At 36.3% G+C, this 17046-nt stretch carries 14 protein-coding genes, 1 tRNA gene and 1 pseudogene; 3 read left to right on the top strand and 13 right to left on the bottom strand.

Annotated features, from left to right (window positions below; all coding sequences use genetic code 11):
* From M0Q17_RS07255 to gltB, 7 genes and pseudogenes are all read right to left on the bottom strand, one after another.
* A pseudogene (locus tag M0Q17_RS07255) lies at nt 1-603 on the bottom strand (hypothetical protein); the annotation flags it as partial.
* A gap of 10 nt (nt 604-613) precedes the next feature.
* Nucleotides 614-967: an RNA polymerase-binding protein DksA gene (dksA, locus tag M0Q17_RS07250; RefSeq protein WP_295085245.1), complete on the bottom strand. Its 354-nt coding sequence runs from the start codon at nt 965-967 to the stop codon at nt 614-616.
* A gap of 9 nt (nt 968-976) precedes the next feature.
* Complete coding sequence (locus M0Q17_RS07245) at nt 977-1435, bottom strand: 23S rRNA (pseudouridine(1915)-N(3))-methyltransferase RlmH (RefSeq protein WP_295085242.1); 459 nt, start codon at nt 1433-1435, stop codon at nt 977-979.
* Nucleotides 1432-1995 (bottom strand): thiamine phosphate synthase, encoded by a 564-nt coding sequence (locus M0Q17_RS07240; RefSeq protein WP_295085239.1) that lies wholly within the window; start codon nt 1993-1995, stop codon nt 1432-1434. Before M0Q17_RS07240 ends, M0Q17_RS07245 begins: the two co-directional genes overlap by 4 nt.
* Complete coding sequence (accD, locus tag M0Q17_RS07235; RefSeq protein ID WP_295085237.1) at nt 1995-2840, bottom strand: acetyl-CoA carboxylase, carboxyltransferase subunit beta; 846 nt, start codon at nt 2838-2840, stop codon at nt 1995-1997. Before accD ends, M0Q17_RS07240 begins: the two co-directional genes overlap by 1 nt.
* Before the next feature lie 147 nt (nt 2841-2987).
* Nucleotides 2988-4376 carry a glutamate synthase subunit beta gene (locus M0Q17_RS07230; protein WP_295085233.1) on the bottom strand — a complete coding sequence of 463 codons (1389 nt, stop codon included), beginning with the start codon at nt 4374-4376 and terminating at the stop codon, nt 2988-2990.
* A gap of 2 nt (nt 4377-4378) precedes the next feature.
* Nucleotides 4379-8818, bottom strand: a complete 4440-nt coding sequence (gene gltB / locus M0Q17_RS07225; protein WP_295085230.1) for a glutamate synthase large subunit — start codon at nt 8816-8818, stop codon at nt 4379-4381.
* 176 nt (nt 8819-8994) lie between these two features.
* On the opposite strand from gltB, the gene recO reads away from it, so the two are divergent.
* Both recO and M0Q17_RS07215 read left to right on the top strand, forming a co-directional pair.
* A complete protein-coding gene (gene recO, locus M0Q17_RS07220; protein WP_295085227.1) occupies nt 8995-9615 on the top strand; it encodes a recombination protein RecO in 621 nt (206 codons plus the stop codon).
* 62 nt (nt 9616-9677) lie between these two features.
* Complete coding sequence (locus M0Q17_RS07215; RefSeq protein WP_295085224.1) at nt 9678-11270, top strand: methyl-accepting chemotaxis protein; 1593 nt, start codon at nt 9678-9680, stop codon at nt 11268-11270.
* 7 nt (nt 11271-11277) lie between these two features.
* Here the strand turns inward: M0Q17_RS07215 and M0Q17_RS07210 are convergent, their stop codons facing one another.
* The 6 genes from M0Q17_RS07210 to M0Q17_RS07185 all read right to left on the bottom strand — a co-directional run bounded on the left by M0Q17_RS07210 (nt 11278) and on the right by M0Q17_RS07185 (nt 16784).
* Entirely contained in the window at nt 11278-11832 is a 555-nt protein-coding gene (locus M0Q17_RS07210) for a class I SAM-dependent methyltransferase (RefSeq protein ID WP_295085222.1), read from the bottom strand.
* A gap of 12 nt (nt 11833-11844) precedes the next feature.
* A complete protein-coding gene (nspC, locus tag M0Q17_RS07205) occupies nt 11845-12993 on the bottom strand; it encodes a carboxynorspermidine decarboxylase (protein WP_295085219.1) in 1149 nt (382 codons plus the stop codon).
* Nucleotides 12994-12997: 4 nt separating this feature from the next.
* Nucleotides 12998-14182 (bottom strand): saccharopine dehydrogenase family protein, encoded by a 1185-nt coding sequence (locus M0Q17_RS07200; RefSeq protein WP_295085217.1) that lies wholly within the window; start codon nt 14180-14182, stop codon nt 12998-13000.
* Between the two features lie 99 nt (nt 14183-14281).
* A complete protein-coding gene (locus tag M0Q17_RS07195; protein ID WP_295085215.1) occupies nt 14282-14896 on the bottom strand; it encodes a 1-acyl-sn-glycerol-3-phosphate acyltransferase in 615 nt (204 codons plus the stop codon).
* Between the two features lie 6 nt (nt 14897-14902).
* Nucleotides 14903-15616, bottom strand: a complete 714-nt coding sequence (locus M0Q17_RS07190) for a DUF695 domain-containing protein (protein ID WP_295085213.1) — start codon at nt 15614-15616, stop codon at nt 14903-14905.
* A 139-nt stretch (nt 15617-15755) separates the two neighbouring features.
* Nucleotides 15756-16784 (bottom strand): bifunctional 3,4-dihydroxy-2-butanone 4-phosphate synthase/GTP cyclohydrolase II, encoded by a 1029-nt coding sequence (locus M0Q17_RS07185; RefSeq protein WP_295085211.1) that lies wholly within the window; start codon nt 16782-16784, stop codon nt 15756-15758.
* A gap of 157 nt (nt 16785-16941) precedes the next feature.
* On the opposite strand from M0Q17_RS07185, the gene M0Q17_RS07180 reads away from it, so the two are divergent.
* Nucleotides 16942-17018, top strand: a tRNA-Met gene (locus tag M0Q17_RS07180).
* Nucleotides 17019-17046: the final 28 nt, after the last annotated feature.

The following is a 17046-nucleotide window of genomic DNA, read 5'->3' as shown; positions in this document are numbered from 1 at the left end:
AAAATCAACATAAACTTCTTTACGTAAACTAATATCATACCTATTCTTCTCACTCAAAATATTTTCAGCGCTAATATCACCCTTTTTATATCTATTTCTCTCATTTTGAATTACTAGCTCATTAGATGGCAAGAGAGAGTATTTTTTTAACTCTACTGCTTGACCATTTCTTATTGAGTTTATAAGCGTAAGAACTTCACTTAGTTTTTTGTTCTTGATATCAGTATTAAACTCTCCAATTGGAAAAATCGTAGCGTTATCAATTATAGAGCCTAAAAGCTTGTATCTATCAGTTTTAAATGAGTTAAGACGCTCTTTCTTCCCAAGATAAGCATCTATAATTGCATCAACAATTTTTTCATAATCTTTTTCATATTTGCGTCTTTTTAAATTACTCAAAAACGAATAAAAAAGCATATGAATAACGCTAGCAACATATAATATTATCATAGGTATTACTACCCAAAGTGCTATAGAAAATGATGGCATTATTGTGCCGAAAAACTCAAAGCTCATACTCTCTTGAGTTATAAACGCATAAACATACCATCCAATTAGAACAATTAATATTAATGCTGCTATTGTGTATTTTTTTATATGCATACCCTACTCCTTATATTTTAGATTTTTCCACAATCTCTCTACAATCAATACAGTATATCGCATGAGGCTTAACTTTTAATCTTTGAAAACCGATAAGGTCTTCACACATTTCACATATTCCATAATCGCGTGCTGCAATTTTTCCCAATGTTACGTCAATCTCTCTTAGCTCTTTTTCCTGCTGTCTTATTATTGCGCTCTCTACCATTGAATTGTTATCTACTGATGCATGGTCACCTTCATCATTTAGCTCAAGTAAACTTAACTGATCTAGTTCGTCGTTAACACCTTTAATATTTCTAATTATCTGCTCTTTTCTACTCTCTAAAATCTCTTTAAAATATTTTAACTCGCTATCCTGCACTGACTTTCCTTATTTGTGATATGGATGGTTGCTTAAAATTGAAAATCCCCTATAAATCTGCTCAAGCAAAACAGCCTTTGCAATTTTATGACTCATCGTTATATTTCCCAAACTTATAGCAACATCACCTTTTTTTAAAAATTCATCCTCAAAGCCGTAAGCTCCTCCTATGAAAAATTTAACCGCAATTTTACCATCTAATAGCTTACTAAATTCATAACTATCAACAATTTTTCCATCTGGATGTAATAATATGTTAAAACCCTTTGAGATATATGGTTCTAAAAGTTTTGAATAAGCCTGTTTTGAGGCTTCTGATGATATAGTGTGCGCTTTTGTTACATCTTTGCTAAAAAGTTCAATATCTTCTACTTTTGCAAAACGAGAAATCATCTTTGTAAGTTCTTTATAAAGAGGGTCATAAGTTGAACGCTCTTTTTTGGCAATAGAAATTATCTCTATATTCACGACAAAAGCCCGCTTCCAATTACATAATAAGTTACATGTGAAAAATTGTCGCTCTTTTTTACCCCGCCAATTGCCGCAACATAATGCTTAGAGAGTGAAGCAATCTCATCTAATCTATCTCCAAGAATCGTTGTTACATCTTCTTTTGTATTTGTATCTCTGTATGCACCTAAGCCGATATAGTTTAAATCCATTTCATTGGCTTGCAAAACTTCCTCTTTTGTATGCGTAGAGATGCCCAAAATTTTATCTTTTTTAACGATGCTTCTTAAGATTTTTGCAGCTTTGAGTGGATCTTTATCGATTGTTCGTAAATCCTCTTGTCCCACATGCACCCCGTCACAAAAATCTATAAGCTCGTATGCATCATTGACAATTAAAAAACCGTCATAAATTTTTCTAATTTTTATAAGCTGCTGTTTTATAAATGCAATATCTGCATTTTTATTACGGTATTGGATTATCTCTGCATTTTGCTCTTTAGCGATACGTATATAATCTTCTAGCAAAATAGCTCTGCTATCTAAAAGATTTTGGTCACATAACGCATAAAGTCGCATTATGCAACTTTTAGAAGTGTTAGAAGGTCTGAGAGTGTTTTTTTAAGATTGTTTCTATTTACAACCATATCTATTGAGCCTTTTTCTAGCAAAAATTCTGCTCGCTGAAACCCATCAGGAAGAGCAGAACCGATTGTCTGCTCAATTACTCTCTGCCCTGCAAAACCGACTAAAGCACCCGGTTCGGCAATAATTATATCGCCTAATGTTGCAAAGGAAGCACTTACTCCACCCATTGTAGGATCAGTGAGTACCGAAATATACAAAAGGTTATGACTTGCTAGTTTTGCCAAAGCTGCTGATGTTTTACTCATCTGAAGAAGAGCAAATGTACTCTCTTGCATTCTCGCTCCGCCGCTGGCGCTTAAGATTATCAAGCCTTGTCTCTTTTGTATTGCACGATTTACCGCACGAACAATTTTTTCCCCCTCAACAGAGCCTAAAGAGCCACCCATAAAAGCAAAATCAAAGATTACAAGCTGTACAGGAACTCCGTTCATCTCGCACTCACCGCTTACAACAGACGAAGTTTTGCCTGTTTTAGCCTCTGCATCTTTGAGTCTTTGTTTGTACGATATTTTATCTGTAAATTTTAAAGGATCAATCGGTCTTAAATTAGCATCATACTCTAGAAATGTTCCCTCATCTGCTAAAAGTTCAATTCTCTCTTTAACGCCTATTCTTATGTGATATCCACATTTAGGGCAGACATGTTTTTGGTTTTCAACCTCTTTATAGTACATAAGAGATTGGCACGATTTACACTTTACCCAGTGCGCAGGAGCTTCACTTTTAACCGGTTCTTTTGTACTTTTATTTCTAGAAAAAATGCTAAGTAAATTCAAAAATTATCCTTTATCTATATAATGGCGAAAATTATATCGAATTTATACTTTATTTTTATAATTTTAAGAAAAAATAAATGCTCCTTTTTGTTACAAATCAGAGCAAATTTTTCTACCTCCAAAGCAAATATATGTAGAAAAGTAACACTATTTTTTCAGCAATACTTTTACCATACTTCTTGCTGCTTCTCGTCCATCATAAGCTGCAGTTACAACCAAATCTGCACCTCTATAACAGTCGCCTCCTGCATAGATTCCTGCCGTGGTTGTCTCATGCGTATCTTCATTAATAATAATTCCACCCCAGTTATTTGTGCTTATGCCGTTTTCTGCTAAAAATGAAGGGACTTCAGGGTCAAACCCTAGCGACATAACTACTACGTCGGAATTTACCTTAAATTCGCTCCCTCTTATCTCCTCCATCTTTTGTCGCCCGCTCTCATCTTTTGCGCCTAGAGTAGTTTTAATCACTTCCACTGCAACCGCACTCCCTTTGTCATTTAGTATAATCTCTTTTGGTGCAACAAAAAATGTAAAATCAACACCCTCTTCCATAGCATTTTTATACTCTTTTTGACTTCCTGGCATATTATATGCATCGCGTCTATATAAACATACAACACTCTTTGCACCCTCTCTTTTAGCAGTTCTCAAACAATCCATAGCGGTATCTCCGCCGCCTATTACAACTATATTTTTATCTTTAAAATCAAACTTTTTATCGTAAGAAAGCTTAAAATTTTTTTTCTGAATTGCCGTGAGATAATCAATAGCTTTATAAACATTTGGTGCCTGTTCTCCGTTGATAGAAGCTTTTTTTGCTTTTGTTGCACCAATACCTATAAACATCGCATCATGTTTGTCTGCAATCTCTTCAAAATCTATATCACGACCAACTTCACAATTTAGTACAAGCTCCATGCCTGCTTCAAGAAGAAATTTTATGCGACGCTCTATGATTTTTTTCTCAAGTTTAAAACTTGGAATCCCATAAGTCATAAGTCCGCCGGCTCTGTCACTTCTCTCATACATAGTCACGGCAATGCCTGAGCGAAGAAGATATGTGGCACAAGATAGTCCCGCAGGTCCACTTCCAATTATTGCAACTTTTTTATCAGTTGTAATTCCCGGAAAGTCAGGTTTGTACCCAGCCTTAAACCCCTCTTCTGTGATAAAAGTCTCAACAGATCCGATTGTTATTGCTCCATGCCCATCATTTAGCGTGCAATCTCCCTCACAAAGTCTCTCATGAGGGCAAATTCTTCCCATAACTTCAGGAAAAGGAGAAGGCTCATTTGAAAGTTTAAAAGCAAACTCCAAATCCTTTTCGCTTACTGCTTTTAGCCACTGCGGAACATAGTTATGAAGTGGGCATTTATTTAAACAAAACGGGTCCCCGCACTGAATACATCTTTCACTTTGAGTTGCTGCTTCATTACTGTCAAAAACCTCATAAATTTCGCCAAAATCTTTTGTTCTCTCTACGACTAATCTTTTTTTAGCTTCTACTCTTTTAATTGTTAAATACTCTCTCATGATTAATCTCCAATCTCTAAATTCATAGGCAATTTAGTTAGATTTTTAGGTTTTACAAGCCAGAAGTTTCTAACCTCTACTCTAAAATTATCAAGTAGCTCTTTTGCCTTTTTACTCTCAGTCTCAACAACATAATCTTTAAGAAGTTTTTTTAGATAATGTCTAGCTTCATCAGTCTCATCTGTATCGATTCTCACAAGCTCTACAAGCTCTCGGTTTGCATTTTCGACAAATCTGTGCTCAGCATCATAAACAAAGCTGATTCCACCCGTCATTCCTGCGCCAAAGTTTATTCCGGTGCGCCCTAAAATAACCACAACCCCACCTGTCATATATTCGCAGGCATTATCGCCTGTTCCCTCGACTATCGCAAGTGCTCCGGAGTTACGAACAGCAAATCTCTCGCCCACACTTCCTGCAACATAAAGCTTTCCGCCTGTTGCTCCGTAAAGACATGTATTTCCTCCTGCAGCAAACTCTTCACCGCTATTTTTAGAGGTAACTACTATTTTACCTCCATGCATCCCTTTGCCTATATAATCATTTGCCACACCTTTTAGATAGATTGACATCCCATGAATTAAAAATGCACCCAGAGCCTGCCCCGAGATACCTGTTAGATTGATTCTAATTGTATCTGAGCGTAACCCTTTATCCCCGTAATACTCCGCTATTTCACCGCTAATTAGCGCTCCAAAACTTCTATTTACATTTGTAATATTCCTGCTGATTCTAACCGGATGCTCAGGATGCTTAATAGCGCTCATAGCCTCTTTAAGTACATCTTTTTCAAAACTGTTATCATCAAAAGGGTGGTTGAATTTTTGCTGATGAATATTTACGCCATCTTCTTGATGCAAAATTGCACTAAAGTCAAATTTCTTAGCAAAATCATCATCTACAACCTTTAATAAGTCACTTCTGCCTATCATCTCCTGCATAGTTTTAAATCCTAAAGAAGCCATAATTTGGCGAATGTCCTCAGCTAAGAGAGTAAAGTAGTTTATAAGTTGCTCAACATGTCCCTTAAAGAAATCTTGACGGAGCTTTTCATTTTGCGTTGCAATACCGACTGAACACTTATTGACATGACAGATTCTAAGCATTTTACAACCTACGATTGTTAAAACCCCAGTTCCAAAACCATAACTCTCAGCACCAAGAAGTGCAGCTTTGATAACATCTAAACCGGATTTTAGACCTCCATCTGTTTGAAGTTCTACAACTCCTCTAAGATTGTTTGCTTTTAAAGCATTATGAGCTTCACTAAGCCCAATCTCCCAAGGATTTCCTGCAAATTTTATAGAAGTAAGCGGCGCGGCACCTGTTCCGCCGTCTCCACCTGAGATAATAATTTTATCGGCATAAGCTTTTGCAACGCCTGCTGCAATAGTTCCAACACCTATGGTTGAGACTAGTTTTACCGCAACTCTAGCTTTTGGATTTACCTGCTTAACATCAAAAATAAGCTGTGCCAAATCCTCAATAGAGTAAATATCATGATGAGGCGGAGGCGAGATAAGCGTGACACCCGCAACCGTATGACGAAGCTTTGCGATAAGTGCTGTAACCTTATGTCCGGGAAGCTGTCCTCCCTCACCCGGTTTTGCCCCTTGTGCGACTTTTATCTGTATCTCTTCGGCACTTCTAAGATATGCCGGAGTTACTCCAAAACGTCCTGATGCAACCTGCTTAATTTTAGAATTTCTCTCAGTACCAAAACGCTCAGAATCTTCCCCGCCCTCTCCGCAATTTGATTGTGCTCCGATTCTGTTCATGGCTATAGCAATCGTCTCATGAGCTTCCGGCGAGATTGAACCTAAACTCATAGCAGCAGAAGCAAATCTTTTAAAAATAACCTCTTTTGGTTCAACCTCAGAGATATCAATCGGTTTTCTATCAGACTTTATCTCAAAGAAATCACGTATAAACTTTAATCCTCTTTTATTTATTAAATCTCTTAACTTTTCATAATCTTTTTTGCTTCCACTCTGCGCAGTTGCATGGATAGCATGGATAACAGCCGGACCGAAATCATGATACTCTTGCTCATTATAAAACTTATAATATCCGCCGATATTCAGCGGGAATATTCTGTTAAATCCACTCTCCTCAAAAGCTTCTACATGATACTTTGTAAGCCTCTCATCTATATCGCTGTACTCAAGTCCGTTGAGTGCAGAATTTGAAGCGGCAAAACACTCACTTACTATCTCACGGCTAAGACCCATTACATCAAAAAGACCTGCATTTCTATATGATGCGATAGTTGAAATTCCCATCTTAGACATTATTTTAAGTATGCCCGCATTTAAGGAGCCATGAACAGCTTTCAGCGCAACACTGCACTCCTCCGTAATCGCGTTAGATCTCTTTGTATGCGCAATAACAGTCTCTGCCAACAGCCTAGGGTGCAACGCATTTGCGCCGTAGGCTATAAGAACCGCCGCACTGTGAGAGTCATAAACCTCGCCACTTACTGCAACCATAGATGTTAGATGACGTATTTTTGCATTTAAGAGAGCGATATTTAAACGTCCGATAGCCATAGCCATTGGAATTATCTTATTTTTTTTGCTAAACTCGTCATCATCAAGTATAATGATTCTCGTACTCTCATTTTTTACGGAGTTAACAACGTTTTCAACTAAAGTATTGAGTGATTTTTTCAAATCTTTCTCATACGCTGTAGAGAATGTTTTGCTGCGATAAAAGTCCTGATAACTAGGCGATTTTTTATCCCCGAATGATTTTAAAATAGTTAACTTCTCGCTTGTGATAATTGGAGAGATAGATTTGAGACGGTGCGCATGAAACGGAACTTCATCAAGTATATTATGAATCTCGCCAAAACCGGTGTTTAAACTCATAACCACTTTTTCTCTAATTGGGTCAATAGGGGGATTTGTAACTTGAGCGAACTTCTGTTTAAAAAAGTCACTAAAGGCTCTTTGTTTATTTGAAAAAGCTGCTAGCGGCGTATCGTCTCCCATAGATCCAACTGCCTCTTTGCCCTCTAAAATCATAGGTTCTATAACCTGCTCTATAACTTCATGAGTAATATTGAAGTATCTTTGTCTGGTAATTAGTTCCTCTTTTGTATATTGTGAGTCTGACATATATTGATCTACAACATGCTCTTGAAGATAAATCATATGCTCATTTAGCCACTTCATGTATGGATTTGAGCTTTTGAGGTAGTCGTTTATCTCGCTGTTTTTAAAGATTTTTCCAAATTTAAGATCAAGTCCTATCATCTCTCCGGATTGAAGACGACCTCTCTCTTTGATATCTTTTTCATCGATATCAACTACGCCGTACTCGCTTGCAATAAGAAGAGTGTCATCTTTTGTAATAATATATTTTGACGGACGAAGTCCATTTCTATCCAACACACAACCTACATATCTACCATCAGTAACACAAAACGCGGCAGGACCATCCCATGCTTCAAATACGGTTGATTGAAACTCATAAAATGCACGAAGTTCAGGATCCATGTGCGGAGCATTTTGCCAAGCTGCAGGGATTACGGCACGAACCGCTTTAAAAAAATCCATACCATTTACAAGCAAAAACTCAAAAAAGTTATCCGCAGAAGCGCTGTCTGAAGATCTTGACTGTAAAATAGGTAATATTCTTTGAATCTCTTCATCGGTAAAAACTTCACTTTTAATAGATTCAGACTTTATCTCAACGTTAAAACGATTCCCCTCTACTGAGTTAATCTCGCCATTGTGCGCAACTGTGCGAAACGGTTGTGCAAGTTTCCATTGTGGGAGAGTATTAGTTGAAAATCTCTGATGAAAGAGTGAAAAAGATATTTTAAAACTCTCATCCTGCAAATCTTTATAAAACTCTTTTATATGAGTAGGCATTACAAGCCCTTTATATGAAAGAACTTTTGAGCTCATAGAAGCTATATAAAAATCTTTATCATCAACGAGCTTGTGTTCGCTCTGTTTACGTGAGAGATACAGAAGTGCTTCAAATCTGTTTGATGCCATAATAGAGTTTGGAGTTATAAATAGTTGGACAATTATTGGTAATGTTGCAAGTGCTTGCTCACCGAGTGCATCTCTGTTTAAAGGAACATCTCTATGAAAAATAACCTTTAAATCATTCGCCTCACAAATATCCTCTAATATATCTAAGTTCTTTAAATCTTTTGTAAAAACAGAAGCTACGGCAAACTGTTTTGGCAACTCAATTCCATTTTTCTTAGCCTCTTTACGAAGAAACTCTTCAGGAAGAGAAAAAAGTAGCCCACTTCCATCTCCTGTTTTTCCATCAGCTGCTACCGCGCCGCGATGCATCATTCTCTCTAGTGCAGTTACCGCATCATTTAAAACTTTATGTGATGCTATGTTTTTTATATTTGCGACAAGCCCAAAACCGCAATTATCTTTAAATGATCTTAATAAATCATAATGTTCAACCATGTTAACTCCTGAATTTTATAATTCTTTATAAAATTTTATGAATTTAATCTCTTTTTAAACAAACTTGTTCTATTTAGAGACAAGAGATGCATTATACATCTTAAAGGTTTAAGAAAATATAATATCACTATTATTTTTTTAATGAAAATAAAATATGTGTATAAAAGAAGCGGTTAATGCAAGGATTTATTCTAAATCTTAACAAAGTTAAAGATGAAGATTTAATAGTCACTATCTTATCAAGAGAGAACTTAGATACTCTTTACAGATTTTATGGTGCAAGACATGGAGTTATCAATCTTGGATTTAAAATTGATTATGAAAAAGATGGTTCCTCAAAATCAACAATCCATAGACTTAAAGATGTTATACATATAGGGTTTAAGTGGATAAATGATTATAAACTCTTACGAGTGTGGCAAGATTTTTGTGCACTTTTCTATAAACATTTAAAAGATGCCGAGGAGCTTGATGAGTTCTATTTTGAGCTCTTAGAGAGCGCATCAAAAAATTGGAATATACAAAACCCAAAAAGAGTAGCAGTAGAGTCATATATAAAACTCCTTGAACATGAGGGAAGACTGCATAAAGAGTCGGTGTGTTTTTTATGTGCCGCACCGATAATTGGAGATGAAATCTCACTTATTCGTGCTTTTTTACCTACACATAAAAGCTGCACCCATACATTTGGCATAAAAAAAGATTCATTTGAAGAGTTGTTTGAAAACAAATCAACGCTATTTCTTAGTGACCGGGAGATAGATAGGCTTTGGTATCTACTTTTAGAGGGGCTTTAAAGCTTAATCAAAAGTTTGTTCAGATAAAATTATTACAAAATTTACAATAGATGGATGGACAAATGTTAAAAACAGTCAAGTCTAGAATTATTATCACAATTTTATTTTTTGGTGCGCTTGCGGTTGGTGCTATGTATAGTTATATTTCTTATACATTTAATGATTTTTCAAATAAAACAGCAAAGCACTCTCTTGAAATGCTGAGTCAATCAATCTTTCAAACAGTAACACAAGGCATGTTAGCCGGCGATCCTGAAATCGTCAAAAAGACAATTGATAAAGCAAGCAGCATCCATGGCATAGAGTCGTTAGAAGTTTCAAAATCGGAACTTGTTTTAGAGGTGTACAAAAGAGAGGGCGAAACTTTTACTAACAATCCAACCATTAGAGAAGTTTTTGCAAGCAAAGAGCCTAAAACAATTGAAAAAAATGAAAATAATCACCACACAATACAGCTTCTCAACCCAATGATAGCAGAAGAAAGCTGTATGGCATGTCACTACAATGTAAAGGAGGGAGACATACTTGGTGTTATGGACCTTGTTGTCTCTTTGGATTCAAATGATGAAGATATTAACAATACAAAAATGATTTTACTAATCACTCTTATTATTGTCTTTATAGCTTTTACTGTTATTATCAGTGTTTTCTTTTCGAGAGAGATTATCGTTCCTCTGGATGAACTAGGCTTGCGTATTAGAGCGCTTGTTGATGGTGACAAAGATTTAACAAAACGCATTGAAGTTTTACGAGAAGATGAGTTTGCAAACTCTGCATATGCAGTAAATGACTTTGTAAGTTCAATACAAAACACGATAAAAGACGTAAAATCTCTCGGAAGTAAAAATGTATCAATTGCTAATACAATCACAAACGAATCATTTTCTATTAACAAAAGTATTGAAGAGGAGAGCATCATAGTATCTCAAACTATTGATAAGAGCAAATCTATCAAAGAGATTCTTGATCACTCTATTGAGATAGCAAAAGAGACACAGCAAAGAGTTTCACAGGCTAATGCAAATCTTGACTCATCAAAAGAAGCATTAGGTAGATTGGTAAATGAAGTTGAAGTATTTATTGAGATAGAGCATGATTTATCAGACCAATTAACGCACCTAAAACAAGATGCAGACCAAGTAAAGAGCGTACTAGTTGTTATAAAAGACATCGCAGAACAGACCAATCTTCTGGCTCTTAATGCTGCTATAGAAGCAGCGCGTGCAGGGGAACATGGACGTGGCTTTGCTGTTGTAGCAGATGAAGTAAGAAAACTAGCAGAGCGCACACAAAAATCACTTACAGAGATAGAAATAAGTGTTAGCACTATTGTTCAATCTATAAATGATGTAAGCGACAAAATGAACGAAAATGCAAAAGGCATGCAGAGGCTGACAACTATCTCAAAAGATGTTGAGCAAAAAGTCAATGACACCTCGCTTGAGATGCAGCACTCTGTAGAGGTTGCCATTAAATCGGTTGAAGATTCACAAACAATCGTAAATCATACCGATGAGATTATAAAACAAATTGCTCAAATAGATGCTCACTCATCTTCAAACAAAAAGAGTGTTATGAGTATTGAAAATGACTCTAAAAGTCTGCTTGAAGTGGCTCATTCACTAGACTCTCGTATTAACGAATTTAAAAGCTAAAAAAGCATTACGCTTTTTTAGCCACCAAAGATGCAACCTTAATCTTTTCGCCTTTTAAATTTATATCTATTTTCTCTTCATAATAAATTACATCAAGCCCAATAAAAGAGTGCAAAAGCTCATTTTTACGCAACAGATAATCAAGATTAGTTGTAGGAAGATTAAAATCTCCGTGAGCAACTATAAACGTCTCAAAAACTAAAACTCCTCCACTGCGAAGAGCCTCTTTCATCTGAGAGACTAAACGGCGATTTAAATAATTAATATTTACAATCAAATCATACTTGTTTGGAGTTAAATTGTATTTGTCTAAATCTGTGTCTATCTTTTTAATAGTAGAACTCTTTTTCACACGCTCTAAAGCATAATCTGATATATCTATCGCATCAACTAAAAATCCCATATCTGCCAGATAGTGTGTATTTCTTCCTGTTCCACAAGCTATATCTGCGGCTTGACCAACTTTTGCATGCGCAATATATTTCTCTAGTAGAGGAGAAACATTCTGCGGCATTGGATTGTCCAAATATCTCTCATTCCATCTCTGTTTATCTTCTTGCATCTCAATCTCCTTTTAAGACAATCTGTTTTTATAATCTTGATATCCAAACTCTTTGATTAATTCCAGAGTTTTATCCTCTCTTAGTATAACCAATGATGGTAGCTTTATACCGTTGAATGTGGTGTTTTTGACAAAGGTGTAGTGAATTTGATCTTCAAATATAACTTTATCGCCTACTTGCAGAGGCTCATCAAAAGAGTAATCTCCCATGATATCACCTGCTAAGCATGTATTACCGCCAAAACGATAAGTATGCTTCTTCTCTCCCACTTCAGAGCTGCCCCTAACCATTGCACGATATGGCATAGCCAGCGTATCGGGCATATGAGCTTCTGCAGAGGTGTCCAAAATCGCTATATCCATACCGTTATGAACAATATCTAAAACAGTGCTAACAAGCACTCCTGTCTGCCAACCCACAGCTTCCCCCGGCTCCAAATAGACATCAACATCATATTTTGCTCTGAACTCATTTATGATACGAATCAGCTTATCAACATCATAACCTTTTTTGGTTATATGATGTCCGCCGCCAAAATTAATGTACTTTAAACCTTTAAAATATTTTGAAAATTTAGCTTCAAACGCCGCTAAAACATCCTCTAACGCATCAACATCCTGTTCGCACAGTGCATGAAAATTGAGTCCCTCAATATAATCCAAGACTCTTTCGTCAAAATTTGCAAGTGTTGTGCCAAGACGGCTGTATAGCCCACAAGGATTATATATATCCTTCGGGGAAGATGATTGTTCAGGGTTTATTCGCAAAGAGAGGCTTATAGCTGGGTCTATCTCTTTTACTCTCTTTTGATACTTGAAGAGTTGCTCTGGTGAATTAAATACTATATGATCAGAGATGCGAGCTATATCTTCAATATCTTCTTCTTTGTATGCAGGCGAGTAGGTGTGGACTTCAAGATTTTCATCGGCTTTGGCAAACTCCTCTCTTGCTAAAAGTGCCTCATGCAGTCCGCTTGCGGTACACCCTTTTAGATACTGTTTCACCAAAGGAAATGTACTCCACATGGCAAAACCTTTAAGCGCTAAAATAATCTTAGCTCCACTTTGGATTTGAACACGATTTAAAATCTCAAGATTTGCACGTAGCAAAGATTCATCACACATGTAGTAAGGTGTAGTGATATTTTTTAAAGTATCCATCTTTTTACGCTTCTAGTTCTTTTATCTGCCAAGGCAACCCTTGAGTATTCATCTCATCCATAAACGGATCTGGGTCCATCTGCTCCATATTAAAGACTCCGACTCCGCTCCAGATACCCTTTAGCATAAGTTTTGCACCTATCATAGCCGGTACGCCGGTCGTGTAAGATACCCCCTGAGAGTTTGTCTCACGAAAACAATCCTCATGATCTTTCACCTGATAGATGTAGATTTTTTTCTTTTTACCATCTTTTATTCCCTCAGCAACGATGCCGATATTTGTCTTGCCTTTTGTGCGAGAGCCAAGTGATGCGGGATCTGGAAGAAGAGTTTTTAAAAACTCCATAGGGACTATCTTCATCCCCTTATGCTCAACTGGCTCAATTCCAAGCATTCCGACATTTTGTAAACACTTCATATGTGTCAAATAGCTCTGTCCAAACGTCATAAAAAATCTAATGCGCTTTAAACCTTTGATATGTTTTACAAGCGATTCCATCTCTTCATGGTAGAGTAGATAGGAGTCCTTTTTACCAACTTCAGGATAATCCCAAACCATTTTAATCTCCATCGGCTCAGTCTCTATCCACTTTCCATTTTCCCAATAACGCCCTTTTGAAGAGACTTCTCTTAGGTTGATTTCAGGATTGAAGTTTGTTGCAAAAGCGTACCCGTGGTCTCCTGCGTTACAATCTAAAATATCTATAGTATGAATCTCATCAAAGTAGTGTTTTTGTGCATAAGCGCAAAATACATTTGTAGCTCCAGGGTCAAAACCACTACCTAAAAGCCCCATAATTCCAGCTTCCTTAAACTTTTCATCTCTTGCCCACTGAAGTTTATACTCAAACTTAGCCTCATCTGGATGCTCATAATTTGCAGTATCGAGATATGGAGTTTTTGTTGCAATACACGCATCCATAATTGTTAAATCCTGATATGGAAGCGCAACATTTATAACGATATCTGGCTTGCATGACTCTATGAGTTTTATTACTTCTTCTGTTTTATCTGCATCTACGCTTGCTATTTCTATATCAGCATTTGGAAGTTCATCTTTTATATCCTGACATCTCTGCAGTGTTCTACTTGCTAATACAATACGACCAAAAACATCTGCATTTTGTACACATTTATGTACAACTACACGACTAACTCCACCTGCACCAATAATTAATGTTGTTCTCAAATTTAAATCCTTTTTAATTAATTCATGCCAAGGGAACTCGACATGATTGACTAAGTTAGCAGCACGGTACTGAAGTTGACGCATAAAGCGTCAGATTAATTATAACTTTAGTTTTTTAACTCTCTGCCTTAGTTCGTCTGCCTTAATCTCTTGCGAAATCGCTTCCCCAAAACGAACCGTAATTTCGCGCTTTTTTAAAAGACATCTCCTTGTATTACCTTTATGTCTCGCAAATAGACTTCCAAAAACACCATCTATATAAAACGGTACAATAACTGCATTACCTCTATCAACGTACTCATAACCTCTGTAAAATTTTGCAATTTCAGAGCTTTTAGATATTTTACCCTCGGGAAATATTGCTACTATTCTACCATTTTTTAATCTCTTTGAGGTTTCACTAAACGCGTCTTTTGACGCTTTTTTTGAAACCGGAATAAGCTCAGCCATCTTAAAAGCCCAATTAAAAAGCCTCCACCTGTAAATATCTTTATCTATCATATAGTTAATACGCCTCTCAATCGGCAGTTGCAGAACAAACCAATCTATCCAGCTTACATGATTGCCCAAGAGCATCACAGCTCTCTCTTGAGGTATATTTTCCAAGCCAATATAGTTGAATCTATATCTTACTTTAAAAAGAATCTCAAAAAATGCCCAAAACGTCGTAATAAAGTATCTTTTACATGTAGTAGCAAAAAATGTCTTTTTCACAAGCAACTACTCGCCTTTTATCGCCAATGTTGTGCTCCAGCCCTCATAATAGCCGTGCTCTTTTTTAATCAATTCATAAAGTTTCTCTACAATGCCCTTTACCTCTTCGTTTGTAACAGAGTGAAATTTTATAAGAGCCACGCCACATTCAAACTCTTCGCTACTTATGTCATCTTTAAACTCAAAACCGCAGGTCAGAGCATTTTCTACAAATCTCTCTTTTTGCGTAGCCGTATCAAATGACGCATAGTGTTCCACATTTCTAGCACAGGAGAGTTCATCCCCCTCCTCTTGAAGCAGAAATATTATGTTGTCGCTCTCTATATTATGAAACTCAAGTTCGCTCGGAAAAAGGTTTTTAGCATAAAAATCCCACTTTGTATCCTTAACCACACTGCTTTCATATTTATAGCCGCTCTCTTTTAATATTTTTGAAACTGTTACTTCTAAGTTTTTGGAATCTTTTGCATAAAAATAGAACTCATGCCAGCCATCATTAATTCTAGTACCAACATACTTTGCTCTTTTTTGATGCTCTAATGAAATAATAACAGACTCTTTTATTTCTAAAAGCTCCTCAAAACACCCACCGTCTCTATCGTTTGATTTTAAAAATAGGCAAAATAGCCAAGGAAAAGAACCTTGATACTCCTCTGCATCTACTTCAACTTCTATATTGATTAACGCAGAATCTTCGACTCTGCTAAATATCTCTCTCATATGCTATCTTCAATTAAATTTTTATTTATTATAACAAACATATCTGAAAAAATGATTTAGCATAATAATGAGGCACATCTCTGTAGCACTCTAAAAAGGCAAAAGCAGAGAGTGCTTTAAAAAAAGTTTAGATATTTTGTTAAATATCTATAACCTCATTTATCTCAAGTCCAAAACCGCCTAGTCCTACAAACTCGGTTGCTTTTATGGAGGTAAGAAGATTCATCTTTGAGATACCCAAAGATTTAAGTATCTGCGCCCCTATGCCAAACTCTTTCATGGTAGCATTGTCATGATGCGTAGGCTTATTTATAAAAATCAAAACTCCGCTGTTTTGCTTTAGATACTCTATGGAGGTTATAAGATTGTTATATTTTTTCTGATTTAAAAGAAGTTCTATATCTTGTATAACATTATGCACCCTTACGTTAGCAATTGATGTTACATTGTGAAACACAATCGCCGTATGTTCTATTTTGTCATGATCTGCAAATATATACTTCTTAACTTTTGTATCAAAAAACTCTATTTCCTCGACACTTACTTCATTTACAAGTCTCTCATTTGCAAGACGGTACTCGACAATATCGGATATAAAAACTGTTTTTAGATTATGCTTTTCACCAAAAATATCCAAGTCATCTCGTCTAGCCATTGTGCCGTCTTCTTTGATAATCTCGCAAATTACAGCTGAATCACTAAGTCCTGCCAGACGACACAAATCAACAGAACCCTCTGTATGTCCAGTTCGAACAAGCGTTCCGCCCTCTTTTGCTATAAGGGGAAATATATGTCCCGGTTTTACCAACTCATCCGCATGGCTAATAGGGTTTGCCAAAATCTTTATGGTATCATCTCTCTCTGATGCAGATATTCCGGTTAGTGCGTTTTTTGCATCAACTGAAACCGTAAATGCCGTCTCGTACGAGGATGTATTTGAGCTTACCATGGGATTAAGCTCAAGTCTTGTAGCAATTTTTTTACTTATTGCAACGCAGATAAGCCCTCTTGCATGTGTCGCCATAAAATTAACATTTTTAGGCGTAGAAAAGGCTGATGCATAGACCAAATCCCCTTCGTTTTCTCTATCTTCATCATCAATCATGATGACCATGCGACCTTTTTTTATCTCATCGATTGCTTCTAAAACTCTTTGTGTAGGTGTCATATATGCTTCTTTTATTTTAGTGCTGCAATTATATAGAAAAGTTAATTAATTTTAGTTCAAACCCTTTTTTAAAATTTACTACTACTCTTCTTGACAAAGGAAGCATTTTTACCTATAATTCCACTCCAACAAAGATATTTGCTTTGTTTGAAAGCATCGCGGAATAGAGCAGTTCGGTAGCTCGTCGGGCTCATAACCCGAAGGTCATAGGTTCAAATCCTATTTCCGCAACCAATTATTTAACTTTTCAATGTTGGGGTAT

It is taken from the genome of Sulfurimonas sp., assembly GCF_023229105.1.
GTDB lineage: Bacteria > Campylobacterota > Campylobacteria > Campylobacterales > Sulfurimonadaceae > Sulfurimonas.
The sequence above is the reverse complement of the archived record's forward strand: the minus strand, read 5'-3'. Positions and strand labels throughout refer to the sequence as shown.

Coding starts and splice junctions, on each gene's coding strand:
- M0Q17_RS07240 (WP_295085239.1), bottom strand. CDS start 1,995: ATGCGACTTTATGCGTTATGTGACCAAAATCTTTTAGATAGCAGAGCT.
- M0Q17_RS07230 (WP_295085233.1), bottom strand. CDS start 4,376: ATGAGAGAGTATTTAACAATTAAAAGAGTAGAAGCTAAAAAAAGATTA.
- gltB (WP_295085230.1), bottom strand. CDS start 8,818: ATGGTTGAACATTATGATTTATTAAGATCATTTAAAGATAATTGCGGT.
- recO (WP_295085227.1), top strand. CDS start 8,995: ATGCAAGGATTTATTCTAAATCTTAACAAAGTTAAAGATGAAGATTTA.
- M0Q17_RS07215 (WP_295085224.1), top strand. CDS start 9,678: ATGTTAAAAACAGTCAAGTCTAGAATTATTATCACAATTTTATTTTTT.
- M0Q17_RS07210 (WP_295085222.1), bottom strand. CDS start 11,832: ATGCAAGAAGATAAACAGAGATGGAATGAGAGATATTTGGACAATCCA.
- nspC (WP_295085219.1), bottom strand. CDS start 12,993: ATGGATACTTTAAAAAATATCACTACACCTTACTACATGTGTGATGAA.
- M0Q17_RS07190 (WP_295085213.1), bottom strand. CDS start 15,616: ATGAGAGAGATATTTAGCAGAGTCGAAGATTCTGCGTTAATCAATATA.
- M0Q17_RS07185 (WP_295085211.1), bottom strand. CDS start 16,784: ATGACACCTACACAAAGAGTTTTAGAAGCAATCGATGAGATAAAAAAA.